This is a genomic window from Albimonas pacifica (genome assembly GCF_900113695.1).
GTDB lineage: Bacteria > Pseudomonadota > Alphaproteobacteria > Rhodobacterales > Rhodobacteraceae > Albimonas > Albimonas pacifica.
In genome coordinates, this window is the sequence record NZ_FOQH01000006.1 from 181,813 (window position 1) to 200,595 (window position 18,783).

Here is an 18,783-nt window from a genome sequence, read left to right on the forward strand (position 1 = left end):
ATGTCGTCGCCGTTCAAGCCGCAGGAAGCTGGCTCGCTTCCCCGTCTGCCCATCAACCGGGGGGTGAGGGCGAGGCTCCGCCGACGCGACCCGCGACGCTTCCGACGCCTTGAAGAAGCCGCCCGACGGCTGACGCTGGACCCGCTGGAGCCGCGCATCCTGCTCAACGCGGACGTGTTGGCGCTGGACGTGGGCGCGCTGTTCCCGGACCGCCGCGAGGCGGACCTGCTGATCCGGATGCACGAGGAAGCGCAGGGCGAAGGCGATGCGGCCGCCGTCGTCCAGCGGGTCGAGGTCCTGGACCGCGACGGCGGCGCGCTGCTCGCCTTCGGCGACCTGGCGGAGATCACGTCGGTGTCGATCCTGGGCGGGGACGGGGACGAGTCCGTCTTCATCGACGCCCTCTCCTTCGGCGACGCGGGCGTGCCGGAGCTGAGCTTCGACGGCGGCGCGGGCGCCGACCTGCTGGGCTTCGCCACGGCCGACGACATGCTGTGGACCGTCGACCAGCTCGGCGGCGGCTCCGCCGCGGGCGGGCGCGTCAGCTTCACGGGGGTGGAGCGGCTGGAGGGCGCGGCCGGCAACCGCGACGAGTTCGTGCTGGTCGACGCCGCCACCGTCTCCGGCGGAATCGAGGGCGGCGACGGCGGCTTCGACACGCTGACCTTCGACGGCGAGATCGGCGCCCTGCGCTACGACGTCGACGGGCCGCAGTCGGGCGTGATCTGGCGCGGCGCCACCGGGCTCGCCTTCTCGGGCTTCGAGCCGATCATCATCACCGACACGGTGGCCGACGTCGAAGTCTACCTCAGCAACGACGCCGATCCCGACGCCACGCTGAGCTGGGACGGGTCCGAGTTCACGCTCGACGGCTCCAGCTTCGAGATGATGACCTTCGACGTCACCGACTCGATCACCATCCGCGGCGGCACGGGCTTCGATTCCATCGAGATCCTGAGCTTCAACCCGAACTACACCGGCTCGTTGCTGGTGGAGGCGGAGTCGATCCTGGTCGACGCGGCCGCGAACCTGGGCGCCAACGGCGCGATGAGCTTCGTGACGCTGAGCGCGGTCGACACGGCCACGGCCGCCTCCGGCGCGCCGCTCTCGTCGGGGGCCTCGGCCTCCGCGACGGCCTCGGTGGTGGTGCTGGGCGACATCCACGCCTCGGGCGCGGTGACGCTGAACGCGTCGGCGAGCGCGACGGCGGGGATCCTGAACTCGCTGTCGCCCGCGCAGACGGTCTCCTCGACCACCTCGGCGACGGTGCAGGTGGGCGCGGGCTCGACGATCCGGGCCGGCTCGCTCAGCCTCTCGGCCACGACGACGAACACGGTGACGGCGGGCGCGACGCTGAGCCTGGGCGGGGCGACGGGCGAGGTCGTGGCCGACACGCGGGCCGAGGTGCTCGGCGGCGCCGCGCTCGACGTGACGGGCGCCGTCTCGGTCACGGCGTCGAACGAGACCACGGTGGACGTGACGGTGACGGCGGGCGCGCTGTCGGACGTCACCGGCTTCGACGTGCTCTTCGCCGCCATCGACATGGACCGGCGCACGGTGGCGCGGGTCGGCGACGCCTCGGCCGACGTGGTGGTCGGCGGCCCCGGCGCGGCGCTGGGCGGCGGGCTTACGATCTCGGCGACCAACAGCGGCACGCTCGGGGCGACGGTCGTCTCGAACTTCGTGGGCGTGACCTCGATCACCGTGACCGACGACGCGGCCATCGCCCGGCTGGTGCGGGCCGACGTCGACATGTCCTCGGTCACGCTGATCGCGGCCAACGCCACCCAGTTCTACAGCGAATCCAAGATCGCCAGCAACGACGTGGCCGGCGAGACGCGGGCCCGGATCGTGAATTCGGACGTGGTCTCGGGCGCCGGCGTCTCGGCGACGGCGACGGATTCCGCGAGCTTCTTCGCCACCTCGGCCGGGCTCGAGGAGGACGTCGACACCATCCTCGACACCGTGTTCGAGGTCGTGGTCGGCTTCCCCGACATCACCTTCGAGGTCGCCGCCTCGATCAACGAGATCGCCCGCGACGTCGAGGCCTCGGTCTCCGGCTCCGAGGTGCTGGCCCAGGACGGCTCGGTTGAGATCGAGGCCTCCAACGACATGATGCTCGTCGCCGTCACCGAGGTGCTGGCGATCTCCAACAACTCCGACGTCGACCTGACCGCGCCCAACATCGGGCTCGCCTTCGGGGGCGTGCTGGCCTCGAACGAGATGCGCGGCGACGTGGTGGCGTTCATCGCCGCCTCCGGCGTGCGGGCGCTGGGGACCGGCGCCGACGTGCGGGTCAAGGCGACCAACTCCCAGCTGATCGCCGCGCGCACCGAGGCGACGCAGAAGGCGATCGGCGGCTCCAACGTGGCGGGCGGCATCGCGGTGGCGGTGAACGTGCTGGGCCGCGACGTGACCAACATCGCCGGGCAGGCGGTGGACTTCTTCTTCGGCACCGACCTCGGCCTCTCGGGCGACCCGACCGCGACGCGCGCCTATATCGAGGACTCCGACGTCGAGGCCGCCCGCCATGTGACGGTCGCGGCCACCTCGGAGATGCTGATCGACGCGGTGACCTCGAACGCCGCCGAGTCCAGCGCCGGCGGCACGGACGGCGACTACCTCTACGGCGCGCAGGGCATGGGCGCGAGCGCGGTGATCGCGTTCAACGTGCTCGAGGCGCAGACCGAGGCCTATGTCGAGGACGCGCGGACCGCCGCGGTCGACCTCGACGACGACGGAACCACCGGGATCCGCGCCGGGCGCGACCTGTCGATCGCCGCCGAGGACCTCTCGAAGATCCTGTCCGAGGTGACGCTGGTGGCGAGCTCGGCCACCTCCTCGGACGGCGGGCTGACGCAGATCAACGAGACGCTGGGCCTGTTCCTGCCCAGCGACTTCGTGGTCGCGGGCGACGGGGCGCCGGACACGTTCGGCGGCGGCGGGACCGCGGACGTGACCTCGGTCGACCTCGAATACGGCGACCGGGTGCGGCTGACGCGGGGCTACGTGCCCGCCGGCGCCGGCGCCGGGACCGAGGGGCTGATCTACAAGTTCATGGGCGACGCCGCCACCGGCGTGAACCTGGACGAGACCGACTTCACCAATCTCGACCTGTGGCAGGAGGTTCCCGAGACCTCCACGATTCCCACGGGTTACAACCTGACCACTTCGGACTCCATCGCGCTGGGCGCCACGCTGTCGCGCAACCTGCTCGACGTCGAGACCGAGGCGCGCGCGCTGCGCTCCGACCTGGTGGCGGAGCGCGACGTGAAAGTCTCGGCCACCCAGGGCGCCGAGATCTCGGCGATCCTCGACACCTCGGTCGAGTCCTCGGGCGGCAGCGTCTGGGGCACGGGCGAGTCCGTGGCGGGCAACGGCATCCTCGCCTTCAACTCGGTGCAGAACGAGGCGACGGCGCGGGTCGAGGACGGCTCGGCCACAGCCGGGCGCCACGTCACGGTGGCGGCGAAGAACACCGGGCTGCTCGACGCCGAGGTCCACAACGCCACCACCACCGGCGGCGACGCGGTGGGCATCGTGGTCGCCTTCAACACCGTGGGCTACAAGCCGGGCGACATCGTCACCCAGGCGCTCGACACCTACTACAAGACCGACATCGCCTCCGAGGATCCCTCGGACGTGACCGCGAAGGTCTCGGGCTTCGCGATCCACGCCGACGGCGACGTGGCGGTCACCGCGCAGAACGCGGCGACCATCGACGCGACCATCGACACCAGGGCCAAGGCCGACGCGGCCGCCTTCTGGGGCGCCTCCGGCTTCGCGGCGACGGGCGTGATGGCCTCGAACCGCATCTCCGCTTCCGCGGTCGCGGTGGTCGAGGAGCTCGACGGCTCCACCCGCGGCGTGATCGGCAGCCGGACCGAGGATGCGCCGGACGCGGACTTCCTGGATTCCGTGACCGTCTCGGCCTCCGACCAGGTGCTGCTGAAGACGCGCACCGACCTCGACACCCAGGTCAAGAAGACCAACGACCTCGGCGCCGGGCTGATCAACGACTACGCCCAGAGCCTGCTCGACACCTACGAGTACACCGACGAATCCGGGCTGCAGAGCCTGCAGTTCGGCGACCGCGTCTGGGTCGGCTCCGACGTGCCGGGCGAGGAGAACACCGGCCAGATGTATCGCTGGATGGGCCCGGACGGGACCGTCCTCGACCTCGGCGCGCTGCCGGCGGACCGGGCCTACAGCGACGCCGACTGGTGGAAGCCGATCGACGCCACCAACATCGTGCCCAGCGTGATCGCCTCCTCGCTGATGAAGAAGCTGGAGCTCTCGGCCGGCGATTCCGAGGCGCTGACCGGCCTCGTCACCCGCAACGAGGCCCGCGGCGGCGCCGTGGCCCGCGTCGAGAACATCGACGTCCAGGCGACCGGCCCGATCACGGTGACCGCGACCGAGCGCGCGACCCTCTCGGCGATCGAGACCTCCTCGATCTCGGCCGTGAAGGCGACCGGCGGCATCCTGGCGATGAACGAGCTGAATTCGTCCGCCGAGGCGACGGTGATCGACAGCTCCCTCGACACCACCGCCGGCGTCGACGCCGACATCGAGATCTCGGCCCTGAACCTCGCCGCGCTCGACGCCAAGGTGATGACCACCATGGCGGCGACCACCGAGGGCGCCGCGGCCACCATCGCCCTGAACGCGGTCGGCTTCGACAGCTCGATCCTCTATTTCCAGGTCTTCGACGCGCTGCTCGGCTCCGACTACCTGCTCGAGAAGACCCCCGCCTCCGCCTCCGCCTCGGCGCTCAACACCGACCTGCTGGCGAGCGGCGACGTGGCGGTGACCGCCGACAGCCGCGAAGTGCTGTTCGAATTCGACTCGACCGAGGTCGAGGCGATGGCCCAGGCGTTGGACGACGCCGGGACCGAGGACGGCGACAGCGACGACGAGGACGGCGACGCCGCGATCCTGCAGGCCCTGGCCGACCGCTTCACGACCGAGGGGATCGAGTTCGACGCCGTCGCCGGCCTGAAGGTCGAGACGGTGGAGACGGGCGCCTTCTGGTTCGTCACCGACGCCGAGGGCCGGGCCTGGCAGGTGAAGCGCGACTTCGGGGACCTCTCGGGCGACGCCTCCGACGACGTGCTCGAGGTGGCGCTGGTCAACCTCGTGAACGCCCGCGTGGGCAACGAGGTCGCCCAGTCGGTCACCAACAACAAGGTGATCGTGGACCGGGTGCTCGCCCAGCAGAAGCTGGAGAAGTCCAAGGACACCGACAAGAAGCTGAAGTACGGCGCGGACGGCCAGGCCTCGGGCGGGGCGCTGGCGACGAACCGGATCAACTCCTCGACCTCCGCGGTGATCTCCGCGACGTCCCATGACTACGAGTCGACCGAGACCGTGGGCGCCCTGCGCGAGGGCGACCGGGTGCTGCACGACGGCGCGGTCTACGAGTACGTCGGCGACGACCAGGCCCCGGTCGAAAGCTTCGAGTACACCTCCCGCACCCGCCTGATCGAGGTCGACGGCCCGATCACCGTGCGCCTGCACGAGGACGCGGGCGGATTCTCGGAAGGCGACATCCTGCGCTACGACGGCGCCGGCATCGCCGCCCAGCCCCGGATCGCGAGCGACGCGAGCCCCGCGAGCCTGGCGACGGAGGCCATCGTCGAGGTCGCGGCGGACGTCGGCGGCTTCGTCGCGGGCGAGCTGCTGCGCTACGTGGGCGAGACGGTCGCCGCGCCCGACATCGCCGCGCTGCTGGTCTCGGCGCCCGAGGATTTCCAGACCTACGACGGCGAGGCGCTGGTCGACCTGATCGCGGGCGTCCCCGGCGACTGGACGGTGATCAACACGCCGATCGCGGTCGATCTCTCCGACGCCGTGCAGGGCTACGCCGCCAGCGCCGACTGGCGCGCGGCCTCCGCCTTCGGCGGCGGCACGGTCGAGGCGGGCGGCGCGCTGAACGTCGACGCGGTCGACAGCGCCAACATCGTGGCCGAGGTCTCGCTCGACGTCTCCTCGTCGGTCTCCAACAACGCCGACGGGCTGGTGGCGGTGGCGGTCGACCTGCTGACGGCGGACTACGACTACACCACCAACTCCGGCGAGCAGATCGTGCTCGACGGCCAGCGGGTGCGGGTGGCGGCCGAACATGCGGGCGACGACGCGATCAAGGGCCGGGTGTTCCAGTGGATGGGCGCGGGCCTGCCGACCGTCGTGACCGACTGGGACGCGGTGACCTTCTCCGAGATCGGCTGGGTCGACGTCACCACGCTCGACGACGTGATCGCCGACGCCTTCCCCAACCTGGGCAACCTCGCGGACAGCAACTCGCGCGCGGTGGGCGGGCTGATCGCGCTGAACGACGCGCGGGGCGAGGTCTACGCCGGCGTGCTGGGCATGGACGTCGAGGCGGGCGGGCCGGTCTCGGTCACGTCCGAGGCGCAGACGGCGATCCTGTCGACGCTGCTGTCGAACGTCTCCTCCTCGGGCGGCAGCGCCTGGGGCACGGGCGACTCGATCGCCTACAACGGCCAGATCGCGACCAACCTGGTGCAGAGCCAGGCGCTGACCGAGGTCACGGACAGCGACATCGTCACCACCGGCGTCGGCGCGCTGGGGAACGTCGACATCTCGGCGACGAACGCCGCCACGCTCGACGCCACGCTCGCGCCCTCGACCAAGTCGGGCGACACGGCGATCTCGGTGACGCTGGCCTTCAACACGCTGGGCTGGGAGTCCTCGAACGTCCTCTTCAACCTGATCGAGACGGTCCTCACCGATCCGCTGATCTCCGAGGAGCTGCTCGACGGGCTGACCTATTCCTCCGCCCGGGCGCTGGTGACGAACACCGACGTCGAGGCGACGGGCGCGATCTCGGTGACCGCGGATTCGGACGAGCTGCTCAACGCCACGCTCTCCAACTCCACCGTCTCCGAGGCCTCCGCCCTCAAGGGCGCGAACGGCAAGTCGATCGGCTTCGCCATCGCCTCCAACAAGATCGCCGGCAAGGCGGTCGCCGAGATCGACAATTCGGGCGCGGCGCCGGGGACCGAGGTCTCGGGCGCGCTGGGCGTCTCGGTGGTGGCGCGCGACGACATCCGCGCCTTCGCCAACACCAAGCTGACCTCCGACAGCTCGACCTCCAACGACGGCGGCGCGGCGGTCTTCCAGGAGACGCTGAACGACCTGACGCCGGCCGACTGGGTCGCCACCAACGACGCGCAGGAGGTGTTCCTCCAGCACGGCCAGATCGTGCGCCTGTCCGACGATTTCGCGGGCTCGGGCGAGGCGGGCAAGGTCTACGTCTGGCTCGGCGACGACGACGTCGAGACGGACCTGGCCACGGCCGACTACACCGACCTGAACTTCTGGAAGGAGTTCCTGCTCTCGTCGATCGTGCCCACGGGCTTCAACGTCTCGGACTCGGATTCCACCGGCGCGGCCGGCCTGCTCGTCTACAACGAGCTGCGCGGCGGGGCGAGCGCGCGGATCGTGAAGGCGGACGTGGACGCGGCCGACGGCGCGATCCTGGTCGAGGCGGTCGAGAACGCGCGGATGGAGGCGAAGACCGACTCCGTCGCCTCCTCCTCGGGCGGCAGCGCGCTGGGCGAGGGCACCTCGCTCGCGGTCAACGGCGTGATCGCGACCAACCTGCTTCTGGCCTCGGCCGAGGCGACGGTGGTCGACAGCGACCTCGAGGCCGGCGGCGGCGGCGGCGGCGACATCTCGGTGCGCGCCTCCAACACCGGCGAGCTGATCGCCGAGACCAGGGCCGACACCTCCTCCGGCGACACCGGCGTGGGCGTGGTCATGGCCTTCAACAGCGCCGGCTGGTCGCCGACCTCGCGCTACCTGCTGGCGCTGGAGGCGCTGATCGGCTCGCCCGAGGTTTCGGACGCCGAGTTCACCGACAGCTTCGCGGGGGAGGAGCCGGTCTCGGCCACCGCGCGGGTGATCAACTCCGACCTCACGGCCACCGGGTCGGTCGAGGTGACGGCGACCAACACCTCGCTGATCGACGCCGACACGTCGGGCGACACGACCTCCTCGGCGAGCGCGCTGAAGGGCGCCTCGGGCAAGGCCTTCGGCGGCGTGATCGCCTACAACCGCCTGTCGTCCGAGAGCCGGGCGATCGTCGACGTCGCCGACTGGCGCGAGGGCGACGGCAAGCGCTGGGCGCGCACCGGCGACCGGTTCGAGACCGAGGCCGGCGCGATCTACGAGCTGACCGGCGACGACCGCCGCGTCGACTTCGACGACGACTTCGACCCCGCCGTCGAAGGCGGCTGGAGCCTGGTCGCGGGCGGCCTCGCGCAGCGCAACGACGTCGACGGCGCCCAGGGCGTGAGCGTCTCGGCCACCGACGCGGCCACGCTCGAGGCCGACAACACCATGGAGGCGATCACCACCGTCTCCAACGACGGCGGCATCTCGACCGCGCTCGGCGCGCTCGACGCCATGGCCAACGAGTACCAGTTCACCCAGAACTCGGGCGAGCGGCGGATCCGCTTCGGCCAGAAGGTGCTGGACGCGGGCGGCACCGCGGACGCCGCGGACGACAAGCTCTACGTCTTCGTGGGCGACGACCCCGACAGCCTGCTCGACGACATCGACGGCTACGTGACCGTCGATCTCTCGACCACCGACTTCAGCGACGACAGCCTGTGGATCGAGATCGATCCGCTTGATCTGGCGGGTCTTTTCGGGATCCTCAACGACGTCGGCTTCAACTTCAACATCACCGAGAGCGACGCGACCGCCGCCGGCGGGCTGATCGCGCTGAACGACCTGCGCGCCGCCACCGACGCCATCGTCGGGCGCTCGGACGTGGACACGACCGACGGCTCGATCGCCATCACGGCCGGCGAGACGGCGCATATCGCCTCGACCAACACCGGCATCGTGGAGGCCGACGGCGGCTCGGTCTTCGGGGCGGGCGAGGAGTCGAGCACGGTGCTCGCGGTCAACGCGATCATCGCCACCAACACCGTGCTGGCCGAGGCCCGCGCGGTCGCCCGCGACGCCGACCTGACCGCGCTGGACGCGGCCGGGGGCGTCGACGGGGGCGACCTGACGGTCGCGGCCGACAACTCCGCCACCATCGACGCGACCACCACCACCACCACCCGCGTGCAGGGCGGGGGCGGCAGCTCCATCGGCATCGGCGTGGCGCTGGCCTTCAACTCGGTGGGGGTCGAGCCGCAGAACATCCTGTTCAACAGCGTCGACGCGCTGCTGGGCACCGGCATCGGCGACGTCGACCGGGCCCGCGCCTACGCGGGCGTCGAGGGCGGCTCGGCCGTCGCCGACGACGCGCTGAGCGTGACCGCGACCAACGCCGGCGCGATCACGGCGGAGGTGGAGAACACCGTCGTCGTCACCTCGATCTCCATCGGCTCGGAGGAGGACGAGAAGGCGATCTCCGTCGCCCCCATCGTCACCCTCAACCGCGTCGCCTCCGGCGCGGTCGCCAACGTGGTGGACGCGGACGAACTGCGCTCGACCGGCGGCTCGATCACCGTCTCGGCCGCCGACACGGCGACGATCCGGGCGGAGGTGCTGGCGGCCTCGGCCTCGGTCTCGCTGAACCTGGGCTCGGGCAAGTCGCTCAGCTTCGCCATCGCGGCCTCCATCGCGCGCAACCAGATCGACGCCATCGTGGACGCGGCGATCCTCGGCACGGGGACGGACGCGGTTCCGGTCTCGGCGGTCGCGGGCGGGGTCTCGGTCCTCGCCTCCCAGAACGCCACGATCGAGGCGATCGTGCGCGCGGTCGCGGCCTCGGTCTCGGTCGGCGGCGGCGGGGCCTTCGGGGCCTCGGGCGGGGGCGCGATCTCGGCCAACTCCATCCAGGGCTCGACCACGGCGCGGCTGATCGACAGCGTGGTGCAGGCGGGCGCAGTCACGGTCGACGCGACCAGCCTGGCCGCCATCGACGCCGACGTGCTGGCGGCCGCGGTCACCGCGGCGGGCGCGCTCAACAACACCACGGCGGTCGCCGTGGGCCTCTCCATCGCGGAGAACGACATCGGCTTCGGCACGGTCGCGGTGGAGGAGTCCGACATCCTCGCCCCGGCCGAGATCTTCGAAAGCTCCGAAACCGTGGCGCTGCAGACCGGCGACGTGGTGCGCATCGTCGGCGACTTCCTGCGCCTGGGCCAGGTCTTCGAGTTCGTGGGCGAGACCCCGCCCGAGGACGTGGACCTGTCGCTGCAGGACTACTCGAACCCCGACCTGTGGAAGCGGCTCGACATCGCGCGCGACGGCTTCGTCGTCCAGGCGCTGATGGAGAACACCGCGATCCTCGACAACGGCGCGAACGACGCCGACCTGCTGGTCGAGGCGACGGGCGAGCAGTCGATCTCCGCCTCGGTGCTGGCGGCCGCGGGCGCGGTCGCGGTGGGGCTGGGCGGCAACGCCGCGGCGATCTCGGCCGCGGGCGTCTTCGCGCGCAACCGCATCGGCACGGACGTCTCGGCCCGGGTCTCGGGCGCCGATGCGCCGGGCGGCGCCACGGACGGGATCGTGGTCTCGTCGGCCACGGTGAACGCCGAGGACGGCTCGACCATCGGCTCGCTGGCCGGGGCCGCGGCGATTTCGGTCGCCATCGGCACGGGCAACGCCACCTCGGTCGCCATCGGCCTCTCGATCGCGATGAACGAGATCGAGAACGACGTCGCCGCCGAGATCGTGGGCGTCGCCTCCTTCGCCTCCACCGGCACGGACGCGGAGGACGACGTCAGCGTCACCGCCACGACCTCGGGCGGCGAGCTGACCACCGTCGCCGCGGGCGACCTGAGCGTGACCGCCGCCGACCTCGACGACGCCGCCGAGGAGACGCCGGACGACGCCTCGACCTCGCCCGCGAACGAGTTCGAGGACGACCGCGCCCAGGACCAGGCGATCCTCGACGCGCTGACCGCCGACCTGCGCGCGGCGGGGCTCGACATCGAGACCTCCGACATCCTGCGCTTCTCCGGCGCCGCGGACGGCGAAGGCTGGACCCTGATCACCCTCGACGGCGTGGTGCATCGCCTGGGCCTGACCGAGGCCGGCGACCTGGAGATCGAGCGGGCGACCATCTCCTCGGTCTCCGCGGCGGCGGCCTTCGCGGCGGCGATCTCGGGGGGCAACTCGGTCGCCGTGGCCGGCGCGGGCGCCTATTCGGAGAACGTGATCAACTCCACCACCTCGGCGCTGGTCTCGGGCAGCGGCCTCGACGTCGAGGGCGACGTGAGCGTGACGGCGACCAACGCCGCCTCGATCCAGGCGCTGGTGGTCGCGGCCTCGCTGTCCTTCGCGGGCGGCTCGGGCAACGCCATCGGGGCCTCGATCGGCATCTCGGTCGCGCGCAACTTCATGGGCAAGGAGCGCGACGGGACCTCCGCCGACGCGGGCGTCTCGGCGCAGATCGTGGACAGCCGCGTGGACGCCGAGGGGGCGCTGGCGGTGCTCGCGACCTCGACCCAGACCATCGAGTCGCTGGTCGTGGCGGGCTCGGTCGCCATCGCGGCGGGCGGGGGCAACGGCATCGGCGTCGCGGGCTCCGGCGTGGTGGTGATCAACGAGATCGACACCGACGTGCGCGCCGCCATCTCGGGCGACGACGGCGGCGCCGCGCCGGCGATCACGGCCGACAGCGTGACGGTGGACGCGGACGACGCGGCCTCGATCTCGGCGCTGGCGGCGGCGGTCGCGGTCTCGGGCGCCTTCTCGGGCAGCGCCTCGGTGGCGGTGTCGCTGGGCGTCTCGGTGGCGATGAACACCATCGAGGGCGTGACCGAGGCGGTGATCGAGGACGTGAACGGCGTCGACGCCGAGACCGGCCTGGTGCGGGTCGAGTCGACGGACGCGGGCGACATCTCGGCGCTCTCGGCGGCGGCGGCGGTGGCCTTCGCGGTCGGCGGCACGGCGGGCGTCTCGATCGCGGGCGCGGGCGCCTGGTCGGAGAACACCATCCTCTCGGACGTGCGGGCGCGGGTCGACGGCTCGGACGTGGACGCGGCCGGCGACGTGACGGTGCGCGCGGAATCCTCGGGCGACGTCTCGGCGCTGGTCGCCTCGGTCGCCTTCGCGCTGGGCGTGGGCGGCACCGCGGGCGTGGCCCCGGCGCTGGGCCTCTCGGTCGCGCGCAACTTCATCGGCTATGGCGAGCGCACGGTGGCGGGCACGCCCGTGGGCACCTCGACCTTCAACCTGCTGACCTTCGAGATGGAGGCGACGACGATCCGGCTGGGCGACCTCGCCGCGGCCGATCACGCGGGCGGGCCGACCCCGACGCTGGTCGAGATCTCCGACGGCGTGCGCGAGGGCGACGTCTACGAATACGTAGGCGCCGACTACGACGTGGAGGATCCGGACAACCCCGACCTCTACGACGCGCGCAACGACGTGGTGCGCCTGCAGGACCTCGACTTCGGCAACCCGGACGTGTGGAAGCTGGTCAGCCGCGGCGCCGCCCCGGGCGAGGTCTCGGCGGTCGTGAAGAATTCCTCCATCGACGCGGGCGGAACGCTGAGCGTCGAGGCGGACAGCGAGCAGGGCATCGTCTCGGCGGTGCTGGCGGCGACCGCGGCCGTCTCCGGCGGGACCGTGGGCGTGGGCGTCTCGGGCGCCGGCGCGGGGTCGGAGAACCGGATCGCGACCGAGGTTCTGGCCTCCATCGACGGCTATGTCGGCGAGACGGAGACGCGCGACGGGACCACCACCATCGAGGCCGACGGGGTCTTCGTTCAGGCGAACGACGACTCGACCATCGACAGCTTCACCGGGGCGGCCGCCGTCTCGGCCTCCTTCGCGGGCGTGGGCGTCGCGGTGTCGCTGGGCATCGCGGTCTCGATCAACGAGATCGCCAACGACGTGACCGCCGAAATCGTGGGCGTGCGCCATGTGGACGCCGGGGCGCAGGGCGTCACGGTCGCGGCCAGGAGCCCCGAGGCGGGGGCGACGCCCTTCGACCTCTCGGATCTCGCGGACCTGCCGACGGGCTACGGCCTGGTCGCGCCGACCTACTCGGACGATCCCGACGAGGACGACGGCCGCCTGCCGGAGAACCCGACGGCCGCCGACTACCTCGACAACGCCGCCACGCAGGAGGTCTACGCCGACCAGGACGACGATGCGGCCGGCGTGCAGGACGGCTCCGGCGCCACCATCGCCGGCGCGGTCGAGGGCGAGCAGACCGCCGCCGACGCCACCCGCGACGCCATCGTGCTGGGCGCGGTGCGCGACCTGCTGACCGCGGCCGGCGCCGAGGTGGTGGGCGAGATCCGCCTCGCGGTCATCGAGAAGGGCGCGGCCTGGGTCGCGGTCGACGAGATGGGCCACGCGTGGAATCTGTTCCGCGACGGGAGTTCCTTCACCGCCGAGCGCGCCTCGATCAACGCGATCTCCGCCGCCGCCGCCCTGGCGATCTCGGTCGGGGCCATCGGGGTCTCGGTGGCCGGCGCGGGCGCTGTGTCGCTGAACTCGGTGCTTTCGACGGTGGACGCGCATATCGCCGACGTGGGCCGCGTGGACAGCGGCGCGGGGGTGAGCGTGACCGCCGAAAGCGCCAGCGCGATCAACGCCGCGGTGCTGGCGGCGGCGGTCTCGGTCGCGGCCGGCGGCGGGGCGGTCGGCGTCTCGATCGGCGTGGGCGTCGCGCGCAACTTCCTGGGCCGCGATCTCTCCGGGAACCTGGTGACCGGCGCGGGCGACGTGACCGCCTATGTCGCGGACACCAGCCTCGACGCGGTCGGCGGCCTGCTGGTCCATGCCGAGGCCGAGCGGACCATCCGCACGGTGCTGTTTGCGGGCGCCGCGGCGGTGGCGGGCGGCGGCTTCGGCGTCGGCGGGGCCGGCGCGGGCGTCGGCGGCGCCAACCGCATCGCCTCCAGCGTCGACGCCTGGATCGACGGCGACGGCGACGGCGCCTACGGCTTCGCGCAGGGCGTGACCGCCGGCGCGGTCGAGGTCTCGGCCGAGGAGACCTCGCGCATCGAGGCGGCGACCGCCGCGGTCGCCGTCGCGGCGACCATCGGCTACACCGCCGGCGCCTCCTTCTCCATCGCCATCGCGCTGGCGGAGAACGAGATTTCCGGCGGGGCCCATGCCTCGATCTCCAACGCGACCGTCACCGCCGACGCCGGCGGCATCGCGGTCACGGCCGACGACAGCTCCACAGTGCGGGCCTTCACCGCGGCCGCCTCCTTCGCCGCCGGCTTCTCGCTGGGCGCGGGGATCGGGGTGGCGGGGGCGGGCGCCTTCGCCTCCAACACCATCGTCACCACGGTCACGGCCGACCTGATCGCCTCGACGCTGACCGCCGACGGCGGCGCGCTGGGCGCGGGCGACGTGCTGGTCGAGGCCACCGGAGAGGCCACCATCGAGGCGCTGGTCGTCTCGGCGGCGGTGTCGCTGGGCGTCGGGCTCGCGGGGCTCGGGATCTCCATCGGCTCCTCGCAGGCGCGCAACGAGATCGGCGACGGCGCGGCCACCTCGGGCGTCTTCGCGCGCATCTCCGGCAGCCGGGTCGATGCGGCCCGCGACCTGACCGTGCGCGCCGAGGCGGACGCGGTCATCGACGCGGACGTGGCGGGCTTCTCGGTCGCCATCGCCGGCGGCTTCGTGGGCGCGGCCGTGGCCGCGCAGATCACCGAGGCGACCAACGCCATCGCCTACGGGGTCGAGGCGTCCATCGCCGGCCAGCTCGGCGACGGCATCGACGCGCGCGACGTGACGGTCGAGGCGATGGACGACGCGCAGATCGACTCCTACGTCGGCGCCGCCTCCATCGCGGGCTCGGCGGGCGCCTTCACCGGCTCCATCGCGATCAGCGCCGCCGAGGCCACCAACACGGTCGAGAACGCGGTCGACGCCACGGTCAAGAACGTGAAGATCGAGGCCCGCGACCTGACGGTCGCAGCCCTCGACGAAGGCTCGATCTCCGGCGCGGGCGAGGCGGCCGCGGTCGCCGTGGCGATCAGCCTGGGCCTGTCCATCGCCGGCGGCGGCGCGCGGATCACGGCCACCTCGGACACCGACGTCACCGCCTCTGTGGACGGCGACGGCAAGCTGATCGACCTGAGCCGCGACATGCTGGTCGACGCCGAGAGCCGGGCCTGGGCCGAGGGCTACACCGGCGTCGCCTCCGTCTCGCTGGGCCTGATCTCGGCGGCCGAGAGCGGCTCGGAGGTCGAGGTCGACGTGCTGGGCGACGTGACCGCCGAGGCGATCGACGCGACCTTCCGGGTCGACGACACGCTGACGGTCCACGCCGACAGCCGCGCCGGCGGCGCGGCCGAGGCCTACGGGTTCTCGGTCTCCTCGGGCCTGTCGATGGCGGGCTCGCTGGCGGACGTGGACGTGGAGTCCGACGCCGTCGCCACGCTCGGCGGCACGGTGACCGGCGGCGACGTCGAGGTGCGCGCGCGCCTGCTGAGCTCCTTCGAGGGGGAGAACGCCTCGGCGATCTCCACCGCCTCGGCCGGCGGCCTGCTGCTGGGCGCGAGCTCGACCGAGGCCGACGCCCGGGTGATCGGCGAGGCGGTCGCCACCTACGCCGGCGGCACGATGACGGCGGGCGACGTGCGGATCATCGCGAAGTCCGACGTCGACCTCTGGGCCGAGGCCAGGGCGGCCGCCTTCGGCCTGATCGGCGCTGGCTCGGCCGACGCGCAGACCCGGGCCGAGGTGGACACCTTCGCCCGCGTCGCCGACGGCTCGAGCGTGACCGCGGACTCGCTCGAGATCGCGGCGACCGGCGACGACTCCCAGCTTCTCGAGGTGGTCACCGGCTCTGGCGGCCTCGTCGCCGGCGCCGCCGGCTCGGCCGAGAGCGACACGCTCGCCGAGACCCGGGCCGAGATCGGCGACGCCGACATCGACCTGACCGGCGGCGGCTCGGGCGCGCTGATCATCGGGGCGGACCACGGCTCCTACTTCTCGGCGGAGATCGACGCGCTCTCCGTCGGCATCCTCGCCGGCGCGGGCGCGGAGGTGGAGCACGACGTGGTCTCCACCGTGGTCGCCAAGATCGGCGCGAATGCGGACGTGGACGCCAAGTCGGTCGAGATCACCTCGGCCAACAAGGCCGACAAGCCCGACGTGGGCGACAACATCGAGGGCGACACCGGCGGCCTGGCCGCGGGCGCCTCGGCCGACAGTGACACCGACCTGACCTTCGTGACCAAGTCGGTGATCGGGACCGACGCCGAGGTCGACGTGTTCAACAGCGCCTTCGACCCCGGCACGCTGACGATGAGCGCCTACAACGAGGTCGTGCATCACGACTCGGTCAACCTGTGGACCGCGGGCGCGCTGTCGGGCGCGGGCGCCTTCTCGACGCTGGAGACCAAGGCCTTCCAGGCGCGGGTGAAGATCGCCAACAGCGCCGACGTGGAGGTGGAGGGCGACGTCGACCTGACGGCCAACGCCTCCTCCGACGTCTACATCAAGTCGAACTCCGAGACCTACGGCGCGGCCACCGTGGCCAAGGGCATCGGCGAGTCCGACATCCGCCCGCTGAACGAGGTGATCTTCGGGACCGACGTCGACCTGATCGCGGGCGGGAACCTGAACGTCTCGACCGGCGGCGACGTGGACCTGCGCGCGGACTCCCACAAGATGGAGGTGCGCACCGACAACTTCGCGGGCTCGGCGATCCCGATCAACAAGCTGACCGCGAACGCCTTCCTACTGACCGACAACGTGGTCGACATCGGCGCGGACTCGACCATCGAGAGCTACCGCAACATCCGCATCGTGGCCGAGGACACCGGCATCGCCGATCTGGTCGGCCGCGCCAAGGGCGTGAACTGGGCCTCCTCCATCGCCGACGGGATCAACAGCCTCTCGGGCACCGAGGAGCTGTTCTCCGGGACCGCCACCTACGAAGCCTACGGCAAGGTGCGCAACGACGGCGAGCTGAAGACCGGCGCGCAGCGGGCCAAGTACCTCAAGCTGACCGACATCGTCGACAACGGCTCGGGCGGGTCGTCCTCGGGCGCCTTCTCCGAGGACGCGGCCTCGGCCGAGGCGGCGGCGGCCAACGTCACCGTGGTGACCGAGGCGCCGACCAACGGCGAGACCGAGATCGGCTTCACCGTCGAGGTCGAGGCCGTGCAGTCGAGCCTGGAGAAGTCCTGGCGCGACGCGATCGAGAACCTCAACCGCTACAAGATCCCCAACACCAACACCGCCGATCCCAACGACTACGTCGACCAGGACCTGGTGGACTTCTACGAGGCCGAGATCGCCCGGCTCGAGGCGCGGATGCTGGCCGAGGGCGTCGCCGAGGAGGTGACCACCGGCGCCGGCACCGTGATCCAGCCCATCGAGCAGTATGCGCTGACCATCGTGGTCGATCCGACCGTGGCCCAGGCGGGCACGGTGCAGATCTTCGGCGACCAGCTCTACGGCGCCGGATCCTTCGACACGCCCGGCGACGCGTCCATCGAGATCATCAACGACACCACCGCCTTCCTGAAGATCACCACGCTGGAGATCCCCGAGGTCAACGGCGGCGTGTTCTTCATGGGCGCCGAGGTCAGCCGCGCCGGCGGGCTCGCCGCGATGAACCTCGCCATCGACGCGATCAACGAGGCCGCGGTCACGCAGGACAACCGCCTGAACCTCGCCGGCGAGGCGAACCAGGTGCAGGAGGAGGCGGACTTCTCGGCGGTGAACGCGCCGACCGCGGACTCGGGCGCGCCCGTCATCTCGGTGCGCAACACGCTCAACCTCGCCACCCTCGACCCGCAGCCGGCGACCCTGCCGCCCTGGCCCGACATCATCGTCGAGGGGCTGGAGGTCACCGACGAGGACGGGCTGACCCAGATCGAGGGCATCCGCAACCTGCGCGGCGACGTGATCCTGTCCACCGCGATCCCGGGCGGCAACGGCGACATCGTGGTCACCGCGCCGATCGTGGCGGCGAACCTGTCGATCTCGGCGGGCGGCAGCTTCTTCCTCGAGGGGGTCACCTCCTTCTCGGTCGAGGGCGAGCCGTCCTCGAACTGGCTGCCGCTGACCTCGCCCGACGGGCTCTTCGCCACCACGCTGGCGGGGACGATCCCGGCGGACGGGCAGGGGCTGTCGACGGACGAATACCTCGCCTTCACCGGCACGCCGGCCTCGCCGGCGGCGGACACTGCCACGAACCGCGCGCTCTACGACGGGATGGTGGCGCTGCTCGCCTCGCTGGGCCAGGAATACGGCTACAGCTACGAGGACTTCCTGCTGGTGGTGCTGGGCGAGCCGGCGCAGGCGGCGGCGAACACCTCGCTGACCTCGGTGCAGAAGGCGGCCTTCATCTCGGCCCAGCTCGCGGAGTTCAACGCCTACATTTCCGAGATCAACGGCCCGGGCTACGGCGCGGACGCCGAGCCCGACCTGCTGGCCGACCGGATCACCATCGACGCCGAATACATCAACATCAACGGCATCATGCAGTCGGGCAAGGCGGACTACGCCCTGACCCTGACCGACGACGTCAAGCAGCAGATCCTCGACTACCGCGCCGCCGGGGCCACGGGCATCAAGGTGCTCGACGTCGACAGCGACGACTTCCTGGTGCGCTACGACACCGCCACCGAAGAGGTGCTGATCGAGGAGCTGACCCCCTCGGGCGGCTACGTGGACCTGACCGGCCACATCCTCAACACCCATCGCGGCGAGATCCGGGTGTTCGGCGGCTATGCCGACGTGCTGATCACCAACGACATGGAATTCGGCGCCGAGCCCGACGTCGACCTGGTGATCCAGCGGCTCGACATCGAGAAGGGCGGGCAGGGCGCCCTGATCATCAAGGACAAGGCCAAGGGCGAG

Annotated in this window: 1 protein-coding gene (only partly in view); it reads left to right on the forward strand. The window is 71.8% G+C overall.

The window, feature by feature from the left end:
* Positions 1-18,783: the 5' portion of a calcium-binding protein gene (locus BM064_RS14620; protein WP_143103341.1), read on the forward strand. It continues 14,532 nt past the right edge of the window; only the first 18,783 of its 33,315 coding nucleotides appear in the window; the start codon lies at positions 1-3; the stop codon falls past the right edge of the window.